The organism is Kitasatospora nipponensis (genome assembly GCF_039528135.1).
In the GTDB taxonomy this organism is placed as follows: domain Bacteria; phylum Actinomycetota; class Actinomycetes; order Streptomycetales; family Streptomycetaceae; genus Kitasatospora; species Kitasatospora nipponensis.
Window position 1 is genome coordinate 20,433 of sequence record NZ_BAAALF010000011.1, and the last position, 16,402, is coordinate 36,834.

A 16,402-nucleotide genomic window follows, 5' to 3' on the forward strand; every position below is an offset into this window, starting at 1 on the left:
GGACAGGTGGCGGGCGGCGGACCGTCAGACTACCGGCCCCGACTGACAGCCGATCGAATCGGTGTCCGAATCGTCCCGGGATCGGTCGCCAACTGCTCGGCAACGACCCGCCAACCGGCCGCCGACCGCGCGGCAAAGGGCCGACGACGGTCAGGAACCGGCCTCGGCCCAGAGCAGCAGCGTGCTCTCACCGGCGCCGATCGCCAGACCGTCCTCGGCGGTCAGCGGCGCGGACTGCAGCAGGGCGCCCTCGACCTGGTAGCCGGCCGTGGCGGCCGCACCGCGGATCGCCTCCGCCTCGGCGAGGGTGCCGGCGACCGCGACCAGCCGGTCCGGCCGGCGGTCCAGCACCGCGCGGACCACGTCCAGGCCGCCGTGCTCGACCACCACCGCGTCCGGCTCCGGCAGTCCGCCCAGGACCTCGGGCGCGCTGCCGTGCACGGTCTCCACCTCGACGCCGTACCGGCGCGCGTTGACCGCGATCCGCGCGCAGGCCGCCGCGTCCGCCTCCACCGCCACCACCGCCGCGCCGAAGCGCGCCGTCTCCACCGCGAGCGCCCCGCTGCCCGAGCCCACGCTCCAGACCAGGTCGCCGGGACCGGGACCGAGCCGGGCCAGCACCACCGCGCGGGTCTGCGCGGAGAGGGTCTGCCCGGTCTCCCCGTCGTACGCCTCGCCCGGCAGCGCCCAGCCGCGCTCGGCGGCCGGGTAGCCGAGCGGGCGGCCCGCCAGCCAGCCGGCCGCGGTGTCCACGCCCACCGGCTGGCTGCTGCCGCCGATCACCAGGACCACGTTGGGGTCGCGCCAGTCGTGGTCCGGCACCCGGTCGGAGGTGAGCACCGTGACGTCCTCGTCCGGGGTGCCCAGCGCCTCGCAGACCACGAAGGTGCGGTGCACCCCACGGAGCATCAGGGCCAGCTCGCTGGGCCCGGCGTCGGCACTGGTCAGCACGGCGACCTTGGTGTGCGCGCGGCAGACGTTGGCCGCCCGGCGCAGCCGCCCGCCGTGGGTGCTGACCACCTGGGCGTCCTCCCAGGGCATGCCGGCCCGGGCGAAGGCCGCCGCGACCGAGGAGACCGCCGGCAGCACCTCCAGCTCCAGCCCGTACTCGGGCCGGCGCAGCGTGCGGACCACCCCGAAGAAGCCCGGGTCGCCCTCGGCGACCACCACCACCGCACCGCGGTGCTCGGCGATCCGACGCGCCGCCAGTTCCACGCTGCCGAGCGCGATCCGCTCGGCGGCCGGCGGTACCGGCAGCGCGTTGAGCTGGTAGGGCGCCCCCGCCACCAGGGTGGCCGCGGCGAGCGCGGCGGCGGCCGCCTCGGTCAGCGGCGTGCCGTCCCACCCGATGACCGTGATCCGGTCAGCCATCGCGGCTGTTCTCCCTCGGTTCCCGCTTCACGACGCGGTCACGGCGCGCGGCAGTGCGCGCGCCCCGACCCTGGATCGGCCGGCGGGCCGCCTGCGGGAGGTGCTGCACCCCCGGCTGTCGTCGCGGCCATCCGCCCAGGAGCAGAGGGTACCTGGTGAGCGGCGCGCTGCCGGGGTTTCGGCGATCTTCGTCCGTCCTGCGGCGCGTTCGCGGGCTCGTCGGGGCGGTGGTTCCCGTGGACGCCCGGCGGCTACCGGCAGCGGTTGCCGGCGGGGACGTCAGTCGTGCAGGGCGAAACGGTCCGCCTGGACGGGATAGGGGTCCGGCCCGTCCATCGGGTCCAGGTCCTCGGGCAGCAGGCTCCAGACGATCAGGTCGCTGCGGCTCTCCTCCCCCGCCGAGCCGACCTCCCCGGTGCGCACTATCCAGGCGCTGCGCAGCACGCCCTCGCTGATGCAGCCGATCTTCTGCGCGACCTGCTGGGCGGCGGTGTTGCCGGCCGCGGTGCGCAGTTCCAGCCGGTGGAAGCCGCGGTCCTCGAAGAGCCACTGGGCCAGGCCCAGCAGTGACTCGACCGCGTAGCCCTCGCCGCGTGCCCAGGGGGCGGTGACGTACGCGGTCTCGGTGCTCAGCAGCCGCCAGTCGGTGTGGCGCAGCTCGACCAGGCCGACCAGACGCTGGGTCAGGTGCTCGGTGACCGCGAACGCGATGCCGCGGCCGTCGGCTCTGAGCGCCGGCGCCTCGTGGCGGATCCAGCGCAGGGCGTGCGCGCGGGTGTAGGGCTGCGGGACGTCGGTCCAGCTCAGCACCAGGTCGTCGGCCATCATGGCGACCAGCGCGGGTACGTCGCCCTCCTCCAGAGGGCGCAGCAGCAGCCGTTCGGTGCTGATCGCGGTCTCGGGGAAGCTCGCTGGCATACCGTCTCTCCTCGCCGGGTCGTGGACCCACGGTACGCCCCGTGCGGCGCGGGCGTTGCCGCGGGTCGACGGAGCGTCAGCTCCCGGCGCGCGCGCACGCGCGTGCGCCCCGCCGACCGGAGGGTCGGCGGGGCGGCCGGGTGCGGGTGGCGCGGGGTGGGACCCGGTCAGAACGCCGGGACGACCGAGCCGGTGAAGGTGTCGTCGATGTACTTCTTGACCTCATCGGAGTGCAGCAGCTGGGCCAGCTTCTGGATCCGCGGGTCGCTCTCGTGGCCCTTCTTGACCGCCAGCACGTTGGCGTAGGGGTTGCCCTCGGCCTTCTCCAGCAGGATCGCGTCGGTGGCCGGCTTGAGGTTGGCGCCCAGCGCGTTGTTGCCGTTGATCACCGAGGCGTCGACGTCGTCCAGCGCGCGCGGCAGCTGGGCGGCGTCCAGCTCCTTGAACTTCAGGTTCTTCGGGTTGCCGGTGACGTCGTGGACGGTGGCGCCGGTGCCGACGCCGTCCTTGAGGGTGATCACCTGGTTGTCGGCGAGCAGCTTGAGCGCGCGTCCCTCGTTGGTGGCGTCGTTGGGGACGGCGACCGAGGCGCCGGGGGCCAGGTCGGTGATCTTCTTGACCTTCTTCGAGTAGACGCCCAGCGGTTCCAGGTGGACGTTCTCGACCGACACCAGGTCCGTGCCGTGGGTCTTGTTGAAGTCGGTCAGGTAGGGCACGTGCTGGAAGTAGTTGGCGTCGGCGGAGCCGTCCTGCACCGCGGGGTTCTGCAGGGTGTAGTCCGAGACCTCCTTGACCGTCAGCTTCAGGCCCGCCTTGGCCGCCAGGTTGTCCTTGATGTAGTTCAGGATCTGGGCGTGCGGGGTGGGGCTGGCGACCACGACCAGCGGCTTGTCGGCGCTGTTCGAGGAGCTGGAGGAGCCGGAGGAGCAGGCCGCCACGGAGAGCGTGAGGCCGGCGGTGGCGAGGACTGCGGTGTACTTCAGGACGGTACGCACGAAAAGTGCCTTTCTCCGTTGATCTGGTGGATCAGGTGGTCCGGGACGTGGTCCCGGGGCCCGCGCACCCGGGGTTCCGGGGGGCGGAAGTCAGGGGGGTCGGTCGGTGCGGGTGCGGCCGCGGCGGGCGCGTGTCAGCGGCGGTTCGGTCGCGCCGTCAGCCGCGGCGCGGCAGGGCCGGCAGCCGGCGGGCGGCGCCGCGGTGGCTCAGGCGGCGGACCGCGAAGTCCCCGAGCAGCTGGACCAGCGTGACCAGCAGCACCAGCTCGATCACGATGACGACCATGAAGCCGGTCTCGAAGCGCATGTAGCCGTAGGTGATGGCCAGGTTGCCCAGCCCGCCGCCGCCGACCGTGCCGGCCATCGCCGAGTAGCCGACCAGGGCGATCACCGTGGTGGTCAGGGCGGAGACCAGGGCGGGCAGCGCCTCGGGCAGCAGGGCCTTGCGCACCACGGCCCAGGTGCTGCCGCCCATCGCCTGGACGGCCTCCACCAGGCCGCCGTCGACGCCGCGCACCGCGCTCTCCACCAGCCGGGCGTAGAACGGGATGGCGCCCACCGCGAGCGGCACGGTGGCCGCCTGCCAGCCGATGGAGGTGCCGACCACCCAGCGGGTGAAGGGGATCAGCGCGACCAGCAGGATCACGAAGGGCAGCGAGCGCCCCACGTTGACGACCGCGCCGACCACCTTGTTGACCGCCAGGTTCTGCAGCAGGCCGCCCTTGTCGGTGAGCACCAGCAGGACGCCGAGCGCCAGTCCCAGCACCAGGGCGACCAGGGTGGCGATGCCCACCATCTGGAAGGTCTCCTGCGTGGCGGTCCGCAGCAGCGGCTGCATGTCGTCCCAGGTCATGCGACCACTCCGTTCTCCAGGGCGCGATCGCCGGTGATCAGGTCCGCGACCGCGCCGGTACGGGTGGCGGGGGCGGTGGCGGTGGCGCCGAGGACGTCCACCTGCAGGCCCTGCTCGCGCAGGTAGCCGATCGGCACCACGTTGTCCTGGTGGCTGCCGGGCAGCTCGACCCGCATCCGGCCGACCAGCCGGCCGCCGATGGTCTCCACCGCCGCGCCCAGGATGTTGATGTCGATCTGGTAGGTGCGGGCCAGCTGGGAGACGAAGGGCCGGCCGGAGGTGTCGCCCTGGAAGGTGATCTCCAGCACGGTGCCGTCCGGGCGGCCGGTGCCGAACTCGCTGAGCGGGAAGAGCTCGCGGGCCAGCTCCGACTCGCCGGTGGCGAGCAGGTCGGTGAGCGGGCCGGCCTCGACGATCCGCCCGCCGCGCATCAGCGCGGCCGAGTCGCAGACCGACTTGATGACGTCCATCTCGTGGGTGATCAGCAGGACGGTCAGGCCCAGCTGCCGGTTGAGGTCGCGCAGCAGCGCCAGGATCGAGCGGGTGGTCTCCGGGTCGAGCGCCGAGGTGGCCTCGTCGGAGAGCAGCACCTTGGGGTCGCCGGACAGCGCGCGGGCGATGCCCACCCGCTGCTTCTGGCCGCCGGAGAGCTGGCCGGGGTAGGCGCGGGCCTTGTCGGCCAGGCCGACCAGGTCGAGCAGCTCGCCGGCCTTGCGGCGGCGGGCGGCGCGGTCCAGGCCGGTGATCTCCAGCGGCAGCTCGACGTTCTCCTGCACGGTGCGCGAGGAGAGCAGGTTGAAGTGCTGGAAGACCATGCCGATCCGGCGCCGGGCGGCGCGCAGCTCGCGGCCGGCCCGCTTCTCGGTGCCCGGCAGCGCGGTGAGCTCGACGCCGTCCACCGTGACCGTGCCGGAGGTGGGGCGCTCCAGCAGGTTGACGCAGCGGATCAGGGTGCTCTTGCCCGCGCCGCTGGTGCCGACGACGCCGTACACCTCGCCCTCTCGGACGTGCAGGTCGACGCCCTGCAGCGCGCTGACCTGGCGGCCGCGCGACGTGTAGACCTTGGTGAGGCCCTGAGTGGTGATCACAGCTGCTTTCCGATGGTCGGGGACGGAAGGGGAGAAAAGGCATGAATGGGGCACACGACGGCGTGCCGATCCGCTGTCCGGACATCGCGACACGATGCCGTGCGGGGGGGTGGGGTGGGGGTGGGGCCGGTGGAGCGTTGCTCCCGATCACGGCCACGATGTCGCGGGGCCGTCCGCGCGGACAGGCTCAGCGGTCAGCTGTGCGGGGCGCGGTGCGGGGCCGGGCCGAACCGGGCTGGGCGGGCGGCGGCCCGCCGGGCGATGACCCGGTTCAGCAGGGACACATTCGACAACACATGCCACGCACACCTGCCGGCATGGTGCCGGGGGCGGTGGATTTCGTCGTCGCAGTCATAGGAACCAGTAAAACAGATGAGCTCACAGCATCCCAGTGAGCAGGATGTGTTGTCCGAAATGCGGACACGGTGCAGCCGGCACAAGGGCTCCGCGGCACACGGGGACCGACGCGAACGGCCCCGCCGCCGCTCCGGGGAGCGGGGACGGGGCCGTTCGGGTGCGGGCCGCGCGGACGGGCGCGGCCCGGCTCGGGCCTGCCCGGTGGGACTCAGACCGCGGTCGCCAGCGCGACCGGGACGGGCTTCTCCAGCGTGACGTGGCTGAGCAGCCGGTTGACCGGGCGGACCTCGGTCTCGCGGTAGCCCTGGCGGGCGTAGAGGCGCAGGTTGCCCAGGCTGCGGTGGCCGGTGAAGAGCCGGAAGGCGTGCACCGGACGCTCGGCCAGCATGCGCTCCTCGACGGCGCTCATCAGGCGCCCGCCCAGGCCGTGCCGCTGCATCCGCGGGTGCACCGCCAGGCGGCTTATCCGGCCGACGCCGTCCTCGTCGACCCAGCCGCGGACCGAACCGACCACCTCGCCGCCGAGCCGGGCGACCAGCACGTGACGGTCGGCCAGCTCCTCGCGCAGGTCCTCCAGGGACTGGGTCAGCGGCTCGATCGACCAGTCGCCGTAGAGCTCGGCCTCGCCCTGGAAGGCGAGGTACTGGAGTTTGAGGATCTGTTCGGTGTCCTGCTCGGTCGCCACCGAGATGATCACACTCATGCCCATGTGCGGGGGCCTCCCATCGTCAATTCCCGGCGCGCAGGGTGAGGGTTCCGCACCGGATGGCCTGCCGGAGGTTGGCCCGGCAGGGGGTGACCCTGACCGGGAACAGCGCACGACCGTATCAGCCGAACCGGAGATACGTTCGCCAGCGCTCTACCCAGCCTTCAGCTGTTCTCAACCCCCCGGCCGTCACAGGTGGCAGAAATCACTCGGCTGACCCAGTGCAAACAAAGCGGCGCGGACGCGGGCGCGGCACCGCGCGAGCGGGCGGGCCCTGCGCCCCGGTGCGCGGGCGGGGACGACGGCGGGGGCGCGGCAGACTCGCTGCCGCGCCCCCGTTCCGGAGCCCTGTGACCGGTGCCGTGACCGGTCACGCTGCCGCTACCGCTCGGTCCACTCCCGCTGGACGGCCAGGTCGGCCTTGACCTCGGCCAGCTGGACGGCGACCGCGCTGGGCGCCGTGCCGCCGCGCCCGTCCCGCGAGCCGATCGCGCCGTGCACGCTGAGCACCTCGCGCACCTGCGGTGTCAGATGCGTCGAGATCGCGGCGAACTGCTCGTCCGTCAGGTCCCCGAGCTCGATGCCCAGGCCCTCGCAGACCTTCACGCAGGCGCCGGCCACCTCGTGCGCGACCCGGAACGGCACGCCGCGCTTGACCAGCCACTCGGCGATGTCGGTGGCCAGCGAGAAGCCCGCCGGGGCGAGCTCCTCCAGCCGCTCGCGGTGCACGGTGAGGGTGGCCATCATGCCGGTGAAGGCGGGCAGCAGCACCTCCAGCGTGTCGCAGGAATCGAAGACCGGCTCCTTGTCCTCCTGGAGGTCCCGGTTGTAGGCCAGCGGGAGCGCCTTGAGGGTGGCCAGCAGGCCGGTGAGGTTGCCGATCAGGCGCCCGGACTTGCCGCGGGCCAGCTCGGCGATGTCCGGGTTCTTCTTCTGCGGCATGATCGAGGAACCCGTGGAGAAGGCGTCGTGCAGCGTGATGAAGCCGAACTCCTTGGTGTTCCAGATGATCACCTCCTCCGCGATCCGGGAGAGGTTGATGCCGATCATCGCGGTCACGAAGGCGAACTCGGCGACGAAGTCGCGCGAGGCCGTGCCGTCGATGGAGTTGCCGACCGAGCCGCCCTCGAAGCCCAGTTCGGCGGCGACCGCCTCCGGGTCCAGGCCCAGCGAGGAGCCGGCCAGCGCGCCGGAGCCGTACGGCGAGACGGCGGTGCGGGTGTCCCACTGGCGCAGCCGCTCGGCGTCCCGGCCGAGGGCCTGCACGTGCGCGAGGACGTGGTGGGCGAAGAGCACCGGCTGGGCGTGCTGCAGGTGGGTGCGGCCGGGCATCGCGGTGTCCGGGTGCGCCTCGGCCAGGCCCACCAGCGCCTCCTGGAGGTCCAGGATCAGCGCGCCGATGATCCGCCCGTGGTCCCGCAGGTACATCCGGAAGAGCGTGGCGATCTGGTCGTTGCGCGAGCGGCCGGCCCGCAGCTTGCCGCCGAGCTCCGCGCCCAGCCGCTCCAGCAGCCCGCGCTCCAGCGCCGTGTGGACGTCCTCGTCGGCGATCGTGCCGGTCAGCACGCCGCTGCGGACATCGGCCAGCAGCTGCTCCAACCCGGCCAGCATGGCAGCGAGTTCGTCGTCCGACAGCAGGCCGGCCCGGTGCAGGACGCGGGCGTGCGCCCGGGAGCCGGCGATGTCGTAGGGGGCGAGGCGCCAGTCGAAGTGGACCGAGGCGGAGAGCTTGGCCAGTGCCTCGGAGGGGCCGTCGGCGAAGCGCGCGCCCCAGAGGCGGACGTCGGCGTTCTGGTCGGCGGGCATCGCGTGGGCTCCTTGCTGGGGTCGGGGGGAGGGGACGGGTCCCGGCCGCGGGAGACGGCCGGGACCCGGGTGGCGCGGTGGTGGGGCGGCGGGGTGGGCTCAGCCCTGGTCGCGCCGGGCCGCGATCTTCGAGGAGAGGCCGAAGATCTCGATGAAGCCCTTGGACATCGACTGGTCGAAGGTGTCGCCGGTGTCGTAGGTGGCGAGGTTGAAGTCGTACAGCGACTGGTCCGACTTGCGGCCGTTGACCACCGCCCGACCACCGTGCAGGACCATCCGGATCTCGCCGGTCACGTGCTGGTTGGCCTCGTTGATGAAGCCGTCCAGCGCGCGCTTGAGCGGCGAGAACCACAGGCCGTCGTAGACCAGTTCGGCCCAGCGCTGCTCCACCTGCCGCTTGTAGCGGGCCAGTTCGCGCTCGACCGTGACGTTCTCCAGCGCCTGGTGCGCGGTGATCAGCGCGATCGCGCCCGGCGCCTCGTAGATCTCACGGGACTTGATGCCGACCAGCCGGTCCTCGACCATGTCGAGCCGGCCCACGCCCTGCGCGCCCGCCCGCTTGTTGAGCTCCTCGATCGCCTGCAGGACGCTCACCTTGCGGCCGTCGATCGCGACCGGCACGCCGGCCTCGAAGGTGATGACGACCTCGTCGGCCTCGCGGGGGGTGGCCGGGTTCTGGGTGTACTCGTAGACGTCCTCGATCGGCGCGTTCCAGATGTCCTCGAGGAACCCGGTCTCCACCGCCCGCCCGAAGACGTTCTGGTCGATGGAGTACGGGTTCTTCTTGGTGGTGACGATCGGCAGGTTCTTGGCCTCGGCGAAGGCGATCGCCTTGTCCCGGGTCATCGCGTAGTCGCGCACCGGGGCGATGCACTTGAGCGAGGGGGCCAGCGACTGGATGCCCACCTCGAAGCGGACCTGGTCGTTGCCCTTGCCGGTGCAGCCGTGCGCCACGGTGCTCGCGCCGTGCTTCTGCGCGGCGGCCACCAGGTGCTTGACGATGGCCGGCCGCGAGAGCGCCGAGACCAGCGGGTACTGGCCCTGGTACAGGGCGTTGGCCTTCAGCGCCGGCAGGCAGTACTCGTCGGCGAACTCCTGGCGGGCGTCGGCCACCTCGGCCTCGACCGCACCGCAGTCCAGGGCGCGCTGGCGGATGGCGTCCAGGTCCTCGCCGCCCTGGCCGACGTCGACCGCGACGGCGATGACCTCGGCGCCGGTCTCCTCGGCGATCCAGCCGATGCAGACGGACGTGTCCAGACCGCCCGAGTAGGCGAGTACGACGCGCTCGGTCACGGCTTGCTCCTTCTTCGGTGGCCCACGCGCTGATGTCTCACGCAGTGGTGTCTCATGCGCTGATAGGCATAAGTATGCACGACTCTGCATGAAACTCCAAGTCCGACCGGCCCCCGACCGACCACCAGGTGGCCGGGAGCCGATGGGGGGGCCGGTCGGGGGCCGGTCGCCGCGCTGATCGGCGGCGGGTCGCCGCGCCGGCTACCAGGCCACCGGCAGCTCACGGATCCCGTAGATCAGCGCGTCGGTACGGAAGTCGACCTCCTCGAAGGGGATCGCCAGCCGCAGCGCCGGCAGCCGGCGCAGCAGCGTCTCCAGGATGATCTGCAGCTCGGCCCGGGCCAGCGGCTGCCCCAGGCACTGGTGCACGCCGAAGCCGAAGGCCAGGTGCCGGCGGGCGTCCCGCTCGACGTCCAACGCGCTGCCGTCGGCGAAGAGTTCCTCGTCCCGGTTGGCGGTGGCGAGCATGCAGAGCACGCCCTCGCCGGCCGCGATCGCCACCCCGCCGAGCTCGACGTCCTCCAGCGCCACCCGCGGCAGGCCGGTGTGCACGATGGTGAGGTAGCGCAGCAGCTCCTCCACCGCGCCGCGCACCAGCGTGGGGTCCGCCCGCAGCCGCTCGGCCTGCTCGGGGTTGCGCAGCAGCGCGAGGGTGGAGAGCGAGGTCATGTTCGCGGTGGTCTCGTGGCCGGCGAGCAGGAGCAGCAGGCCGTTGGAGGCGACCTCCGCCACCGTCAGGTCCTCGCGCACGGCCAGCTTGGCCAGGATCCCGTCGGCCTCGGCGAGCTCCTCCCCCGCACCGGCGAACCGCTCGCGCTTGGCGGTGGCCAGCTCCCTCAGGTAGCCGGTGAGCCGGTCCAGCGCCTGGCGCACGCTGTCGGCGCTGGCCGCGTTGTCGAGCAGGCGCCGGCTCTGCTCCTGGAAGAAGTCGTGGTCGGCGTACGGCACGCCGAGCAGGTCGCAGATCACCAACGAGGGCACCGGCAGCGCCAGTTCGGCCACCAGGTCGACCGGCGAGCCGAGCGCCAGCATGGCGTCCAGCCGCTCGTCGACGATCCGCTGGATCTGCGGGCGCATCGCGTCGACCCGCTTGATCAGGAAGTCGGTGGTGAGCATCCTGCGCAGCCGGGAGTGCTCCGGATCGTCGAGCCGCAGGAAGCTCGGCTTGTCGGTGACCAGTTCGCGCCGGCCCGGGGAGAGGAAGGGGAAGCCGGGGTGGCGGGCGTCGGCGCTGAACCGGCGGTCGGTCAGGGCGGTCCGCACGTCCTGGTAGGCCGTCAGCAGCCAGCAGGGCGTGCCGTCCCAGAGGCTGACGCGGCTGGCCGGCGCGGGCTCGCGGTAGCCGGGCGGCGGGTCGAAGGGGCAGCCCTCGCGGGGGGCCGGCAGGCTGAACGGGGCGTCGACGATGCTCATGCCGACACCTCCCGCACGGTGATCGCGCCGCCGGGGCAGAGCGCGGCGGCGGTCCGCAGCTGGGGGAAGAGGGCGGGGGCGGGCCGGTCCTGGAGCAGCAGGACGAGCCCGTCCTCCTCGCTCTGGTCGAAGACCGCGGGAGCGGTCAGCACACACTGGCCTGAGCTGCAGCAGCGGTCCTGGTCGACAGTCACGTGCATGGCGGGACCTCGATGGGGGCGAAGGGTGGGCCGGTTGCCCGAGGCAACCAACGTTCCGTGATGCCAACCTAGCCCGGAGTTGTGATGCACACGAAGAGCGGGCCGGGGGCCATCGCAGAATGGCTGATTCGCGTCCCTGGGCGCCCTGCCGCCCGGCCGGGGAGCGTCTTGCCGACGGTCCCTAGCGTCTTACCGCCGGTCCCTACTGACGGTCGCTACTGACGGTCGCTGCGGGCCTGGGCCAGCTGCATCAGGTGGTCCGCCAGCGCCTGCCCGCCGGCCGGGTCGCGGCTGATCAGCAGCACGGTGTCGTCGCCCGCGATGGTGCCGATGATCTCGTAGACCTCGGCCGTGTCGATCGCCGAGGCCAGGAACTGGGCCGCGCCGGGCGGGGTGCGCAGCACCACCAGGTTGCCCGAGGCGGTCGCCGAGACCATCAGTTCGCCGGCGAGACGCGCCATCCGCCCCTCGCTGGCCGACTCCCCCATCGGGGCGCGCGGGGTGCGGTCGCCGCCCTCGGCGGGCACCGCGTAGATCAGCGCGCCGTCCCGGTTGCGGATCTTGACCGCCCCCAGCTCGTCCAGGTCCCGGGAGAGCGTGGCCTGGGTGACCACCAGCCCGTCGTCGGCCAACAGCTTGGCCAACTGGCTCTGCGAGCGCACGGGCTGACGGGTCAGCAGGTCCACGATCCGGCGGTGGCGCGCGGTGCGGGTCTGCGGAACCTGCGGCGTCGGCCCGGCGGGCTGGAGATGAGGGGGCACGGTCATGATGATGATTCTCCCGGACTACCCTCGGCCCTGCTCGGCCGGGGCGTCCGGCGAGGTGAGCTCGGCGCGGACCTCGTCCAGGATGCCGGGCAGCGCGGCCAGGAACTCGTCCGCCTGCTCCTCGGTGAGGATCAGCGGCGGGACCAGCCGCACCGCGTCCGGCACGGCCGCGTTGACCAGGAAACCGGCCCGCTGGGCCGCCGCCTGGACCCGGGCGGCGACCGGGGCGGTGAGCACGATCCCCAGCAGCAGGCCGGCACCCCGCACGTGCGCCACCAGCGGGTCGCCGAGCGCCTCGACGCCGTGGCGCAGCCGGTCGCCGACCTTCTGCACCTGGCCCAGCAGTCCCTGCGCCTCGATGGTGTCCAGCACCGCCAGCGCCGCCGCGGCCACCACCGGGTTGCCGCCGAAGGTGGTGCCGTGCTGGCCGGGCCGCAGCAGTTCGGCCGCCTCGCCGTAGGCGATCACCGCGCCGATCGGCAGGCCGCCGCCCAGGCCCTTGGCCAGCGTGACGACGTCCGGCTCGACGCCCTCCTCCGCCTGGTGGGCCAGCCAGTGGCCGGTGCGGCCGATGCCGGTCTGGATCTCGTCCAGTACCAGCAGCGTGCCGGTGGCCCGGGTGATCTCGCGCGCCGCCCGCAGGTAGCCGGCCGGCAGCGGGACCGCGCCGTTCTCGCCCTGGATCGGCTCCAGCACGAGTGCGGCGGTCGCGGTGGTGACGGCCGCCCGCAGCGCCTCGACGTCGCCGAACGGGACGTGGGTGACGTCACCGGGCAGCGGGCGGAACGGCTCCTGCTTGCCGGGCTGTCCGGTCAGCGCGAGCGCGCCCATGGTCCGGCCGTGGAAGGCGCCTTCCAGCGCCACCAGGTGGGTGCGGCCGGTCAGCCGGCTGATCTTGAAGGCCGCCTCGTTGGCCTCGGCGCCGGAGTTGCAGAAGAAGACCCGGCCCGGCCGGTCGTCCAGGGCCAGCAGCCGCTCGGCGAGCGCGATGGTGGGCTCGGCGGTGAAGAGGTTCGAGACGTGGCCGAGCCGGCCGATCTGCTCGGTGACCGCCGCGACGATCGCCGGGTGCGCGGTGCCCAGCGCGTTGACGGCGATGCCGCCGACCAGGTCGAGGTAGGTGGTGCCGTCCGCGTCCCAGAGCCGGGCGCCCTCGCCGCGCACCAGGGGCAGGCGCGGGGTGCCGTAGTTGTGCGTGAACGCGTGCTCGTAGCGGTCCGTCAGCGCGGTGTTGGCGGTGCCGTCGGCGCTGGTGGCGTCGGTGCCCTCGGCGCCGGTGGCGTTGCCGCCGCTCGCGTCGGTGCTGTCGTGCCCGGTCATGCCAGTCCCCCCAGTACGGTGCTCTCGTCGTCCGGCACCACCATGGTGCCGATCCCCTCGTCGGTGAAGATCTCCAGCAGCAGGCTGTGCGGCACCCGTCCGTCCAGCACGCGCGCGGTGCCCACGCCCGAGCGGACCGCCTTCAGGCAACCCTCCATCTTGGGCAGCATCCCGCTGGCCAGCGTCGGCAGTATGGCCTCCAACTCGGAGGCGGACAGCTGGCTGATCACGTCGTCGGACTCCGGCCAGTTGGCGTACAGGCCCTCGACGTCGGTGAGCACCACCAGCATCTCGGCGCCCAGCGCGGCGGCGAGCGCGGCGGCGGCGGTGTCCGCGTTGATGTTGTAGACGTGGCCGTCGGTCCCGCGGGCGATCGAGGAGATGACCGGGATCCGGCCGTCCGCGAGCAGCGCCTTCACCGCGCCCGCCTCGATGTTGACGATGTCGCCGACCAGCCCGATGTCCACCTGCTCGCCGTCCACCACCGCGTAGCGCTTGACCGCGGTCATGGTGTGCGCGTCCTCGCCGGTCATGCCGACCGCGAACGGCCCGTGCGCGTTGAGCAGGCCGACCAGCTCGCGCTGCACCTGACCGGCCAGCACCATCCGGACCACGTCCATGGTCTCCGGGGTGGTCACCCGCAGCCCGTTGGTGAACGAGGACTCCAGCCCCAGCTTCTCCAACTGCGCGCTGATCTGCGGGCCGCCGCCGTGCACGACCACCGGGTGCAGGCCCGCGTAGCGCAGGAAGACCACGTCCTGCGCGAAGGCGGCCTTGAGCTCCTCGTCGACCATGGCGTTGCCGCCGAACTTGATCACCACGGTCTTGCCGTGGAAGCGCTCCAGCCACGGCAGCGCCTCGATCAGGGTGAGCGCCTTGGGCAACGCGGTGTTGTTGCGGGCCTGTTCGCCCTTGGGTGCGATCTGCACGGTCTCTGTCCCCCGGGGATCAGGTGGAGTAGGCGCTGTTCTCGTGGACGTAGTCGGCGGTCAGGTCGTTGGTCCACACCGTGGCCCCGGCCCCACCCGCGTTCAGCCGTGCGGTGATGGTGATCTGACGTCCCGTCATGTCGACCAGCGAGCGGTCCTCGCCGACCGCGCCGCCCCGGCAGACCCAGACGCCGTTGATCGCCACGTCCAGGCGGTCCGGGTCGAAGGCGGCCGCGGTGGTGCCGATCGCGGCCAGCACCCGGCCCCAGTTGGGGTCCTCGCCGTGCAGGGCGCACTTGAGCAGGTTGTTGCGGGCGATGGTGCGGGCCACCTCGACGGCCTCGTCCTCGGTGGCGGCGTCGGTCACGTCGATCCGGATGTCCTTGCTCGCCCCCTCCGCGTCGCCGATCAGCTGCCGGGCCAGTTCGGCGCAGACCCGCTCGACTGCGGCGGCGAACTCCTCGCCCTGCGGCGTCACGCCACTCGCACCGGAGGCCAGCAGCAGCACCGTGTCGTTGGTGGACATGCAGCCGTCGGAGTCGACCCGGTCGAAGGTGGTGCGGGTGGCGGCGCGCAGCACCGCGTCCAGCTCCGGGGCCGGCACCCGGGCGTCGGTGGTGAGCACCACCAGCATGGTGGCCAGGCCCGGCGCGAGCATCCCCGCGCCCTTGGCCATCCCGCCGACGGTCCAGCCCGCCGGGCTGCGCACCACCGCGGTCTTGTGCACGGTGTCGGTGGTCTTGATGGCGATCGCGGCCGCCTCGCCGCCGTGCCCGGTGAGCTCCTTGACCGCCAGCTCCACGCCCGGCAGCAGCAGGTCCATCGGCAGCCGCTCACCGATCAGGCCGGTCGAGCAGACCGCCACCTCGCCCGCCCCGACGCCCAGTTCGGCGCCGACCCGCTCCGCGGTGGCGTGCGTGTCCTGGAAGCCGGCCGGGCCGGTGCAGGCGTTTGCGCCACCGGAGTTGAGGATGACGGCGGCCAACCGGCCGTCCTTCAGCACCTGCTGGGACCAGAGCACCGGAGCGGCCTTGACCCGGTTGGAGGTGAAGACACCGGCCGCCGCGAAGGACGGGCCGTCGTTGACGACCAGGGCGAGGTCCGGGGTGCCGGAGGCCTTGATGCCGGCCGTCACCCCGGCCGCGCGGAAGCCGCGCGCCGCGGTGACGCCGATGCCCTGCGCCGCGCTCTCGCCGCCGTGGTGAGGGGTGGCCTCGCCGCTGTTCTGGGGGGTGGTCACGGTGCGACTCCGTTCACGGGAAGGCCCAGCTCCTCGGGCAGGCCGAGGGCGATGTTCATGCTCTGCACCGCGCCGCCGGCGGTGCCCTTGACGAGGTTGTCGATCGCGCTGATCGCGATGATCCGCCCGGCGTGCTCGTCCAGGGCGACCTGGACGAGGGCGGTGTTGGCGCCGTACACCGACTTGGTCTGCGGCCACAGACCCTCGGGCAGCAGGTGGACGAACGGCTCGTCGGCGAACGCCCGGGTGTAGGCGGCGCGCAGGCCGGCCGCCGTGACGCCCGGCCTGGCCTTGGCGGTGCAGGTCGCCAGGATGCCCCGGGACATCGGCACCAGGGTCGGCGTGAAGGAGATCGTCACCGGCTCCCCCGCCACCGCGCCCAGGTTCTGCGACATCTCCGGCGTGTGCCGGTGCACCCCGCCGACCCCGTACGGGGTGACCGAGCCCATCACCTCGCTGCCCAGCAGGTTGGTCTTGGCCGCCTTGCCGGCCCCCGAGGTCCCGCTGGCAGCCACGATCACCGCCTCCGGCTCGGCGAAGCCGGCCGCGTACGCCGGGAAGAGCGCCAGCGAGACGGCGGTCGGGTAGCAGCCCGGCACCGCGATCCGTCGGCTCCCCTTGAGCGCGGCCCGGTTCCCCGGCAGCTCCGGCAGCCCGTACGGCCAGGTCCCGGCGTGCGCGGAGCCGTAGAACCGCTCCCAGTCCGCCGCCTCCCGGAGCCGGAAGTCGGCCCCGCAGTCGATCACCAGGACGTCCTCGCCCAGCTCCTCGGCCACCGCGGCCGACTGCCCGTGCGGCAGCCCCAGGAAGACGATGTCGTGCCCCGCGAGTGTCTGCGCGGTCGTCGGCTCCAGCACCCGGTCGGCCAGCGCCGGCAGGTGCGGCTGCAGCTCCCCGAGCCTGGTCCCGGCGTTCGACCCGCCGGTCAGCGCCCCGATCTCCACCTCCGGGTGGCCGAGCAGCAGACGCAGCACCTCGCCACCCGCGTATCCGCTGGCTCCGGCGACGGCGACTCGCAATGCCATGACAGTTCCCTCCTAGGACTTGGCATGAATATACGCAACACGGAACATTCATGCAAGGTCCGCCGCCCGGGAGTGAGCGCTTCCGTTGGCGAGCTGAGCACGGTCACCTGGGCGAGCCCGC

At 72.9% G+C, this 16,402-nt stretch carries 15 protein-coding genes; all 15 read right to left on the minus strand.

Annotated elements, in window-relative coordinates; genetic code table 11:
• Positions 1-150: 150 nt before the first annotated feature.
• Entirely contained in the window at positions 151-1,371 is a 1,221-nt protein-coding gene (gene cbiE, locus ABD323_RS05610) for a precorrin-6y C5,15-methyltransferase (decarboxylating) subunit CbiE (RefSeq protein ID WP_344439874.1), read from the minus strand.
• Between the two features lie 279 nt (positions 1,372-1,650).
• Positions 1,651-2,289, minus strand: a complete 639-nt coding sequence (locus ABD323_RS05615; RefSeq protein WP_344439876.1) for a GNAT family N-acetyltransferase — start codon at positions 2,287-2,289, stop codon at positions 1,651-1,653.
• Between the two features lie 167 nt (positions 2,290-2,456).
• Positions 2,457-3,284 carry a MetQ/NlpA family ABC transporter substrate-binding protein gene (locus ABD323_RS05620; protein WP_344439878.1) on the minus strand — a complete coding sequence of 276 codons (828 nt, stop codon included), beginning with the start codon at positions 3,282-3,284 and terminating at the stop codon, positions 2,457-2,459.
• A 157-nt stretch (positions 3,285-3,441) separates the two neighbouring features.
• Complete coding sequence (locus tag ABD323_RS05625; RefSeq protein ID WP_344439880.1) at positions 3,442-4,137, minus strand: methionine ABC transporter permease; 696 nt, start codon at positions 4,135-4,137, stop codon at positions 3,442-3,444.
• The gene (locus ABD323_RS05630) at positions 4,134-5,225 is read right to left on the minus strand and encodes a methionine ABC transporter ATP-binding protein (RefSeq protein ID WP_344439882.1); all 1,092 of its coding nucleotides are present in this window, start codon (positions 5,223-5,225) and stop codon (positions 4,134-4,136) included. The genes ABD323_RS05625 and ABD323_RS05630 overlap by 4 nt, the downstream gene beginning before the upstream one ends.
• Positions 5,226-5,790: 565 nt before the next feature.
• On the minus strand, positions 5,791-6,291 hold the full coding sequence (locus ABD323_RS05635; RefSeq protein ID WP_344439884.1) for a GNAT family N-acetyltransferase: 501 nt from the start codon (positions 6,289-6,291) through the stop codon (positions 5,791-5,793).
• A gap of 378 nt (positions 6,292-6,669) precedes the next feature.
• Complete coding sequence (gene argH / locus ABD323_RS05640) at positions 6,670-8,094, minus strand: argininosuccinate lyase (RefSeq protein WP_344439886.1); 1,425 nt, start codon at positions 8,092-8,094, stop codon at positions 6,670-6,672.
• A gap of 99 nt (positions 8,095-8,193) precedes the next feature.
• On the minus strand, positions 8,194-9,387 hold the full coding sequence (locus tag ABD323_RS05645) for an argininosuccinate synthase (protein WP_344439888.1): 1,194 nt from the start codon (positions 9,385-9,387) through the stop codon (positions 8,194-8,196).
• Positions 9,388-9,588: 201 nt separating this feature from the next.
• The gene (locus ABD323_RS05650; protein ID WP_344439890.1) at positions 9,589-10,800 is read right to left on the minus strand and encodes a cytochrome P450; all 1,212 of its coding nucleotides are present in this window, start codon (positions 10,798-10,800) and stop codon (positions 9,589-9,591) included.
• On the minus strand, positions 10,797-11,000 hold the full coding sequence (locus ABD323_RS05655; RefSeq protein WP_344439892.1) for a ferredoxin: 204 nt from the start codon (positions 10,998-11,000) through the stop codon (positions 10,797-10,799). The genes ABD323_RS05650 and ABD323_RS05655 overlap by 4 nt, the downstream gene beginning before the upstream one ends.
• Before the next feature lie 215 nt (positions 11,001-11,215).
• On the minus strand, positions 11,216-11,767 hold the full coding sequence (locus tag ABD323_RS05660; protein ID WP_344439894.1) for an arginine repressor: 552 nt from the start codon (positions 11,765-11,767) through the stop codon (positions 11,216-11,218).
• Between the two features lie 18 nt (positions 11,768-11,785).
• Positions 11,786-13,087: an acetylornithine transaminase gene (locus ABD323_RS05665; protein ID WP_344439895.1), complete on the minus strand. Its 1,302-nt coding sequence runs from the start codon at positions 13,085-13,087 to the stop codon at positions 11,786-11,788.
• Positions 13,084-14,016: an acetylglutamate kinase gene (gene argB / locus ABD323_RS05670; RefSeq protein ID WP_344439896.1), complete on the minus strand. Its 933-nt coding sequence runs from the start codon at positions 14,014-14,016 to the stop codon at positions 13,084-13,086. Before argB ends, ABD323_RS05665 begins: the two co-directional genes overlap by 4 nt.
• 19 nt (positions 14,017-14,035) lie before the next feature.
• Positions 14,036-15,190, minus strand: coding sequence for a bifunctional glutamate N-acetyltransferase/amino-acid acetyltransferase ArgJ (argJ, locus tag ABD323_RS05675; RefSeq protein WP_344440016.1), 1,155 nt, complete (start codon positions 15,188-15,190; stop codon positions 14,036-14,038).
• A gap of 62 nt (positions 15,191-15,252) precedes the next feature.
• Positions 15,253-16,281 carry an N-acetyl-gamma-glutamyl-phosphate reductase gene (gene argC, locus ABD323_RS05680; protein WP_344439898.1) on the minus strand — a complete coding sequence of 343 codons (1,029 nt, stop codon included), beginning with the start codon at positions 16,279-16,281 and terminating at the stop codon, positions 15,253-15,255.
• Between the last annotated feature and the right edge of the window lie 121 nt (positions 16,282-16,402).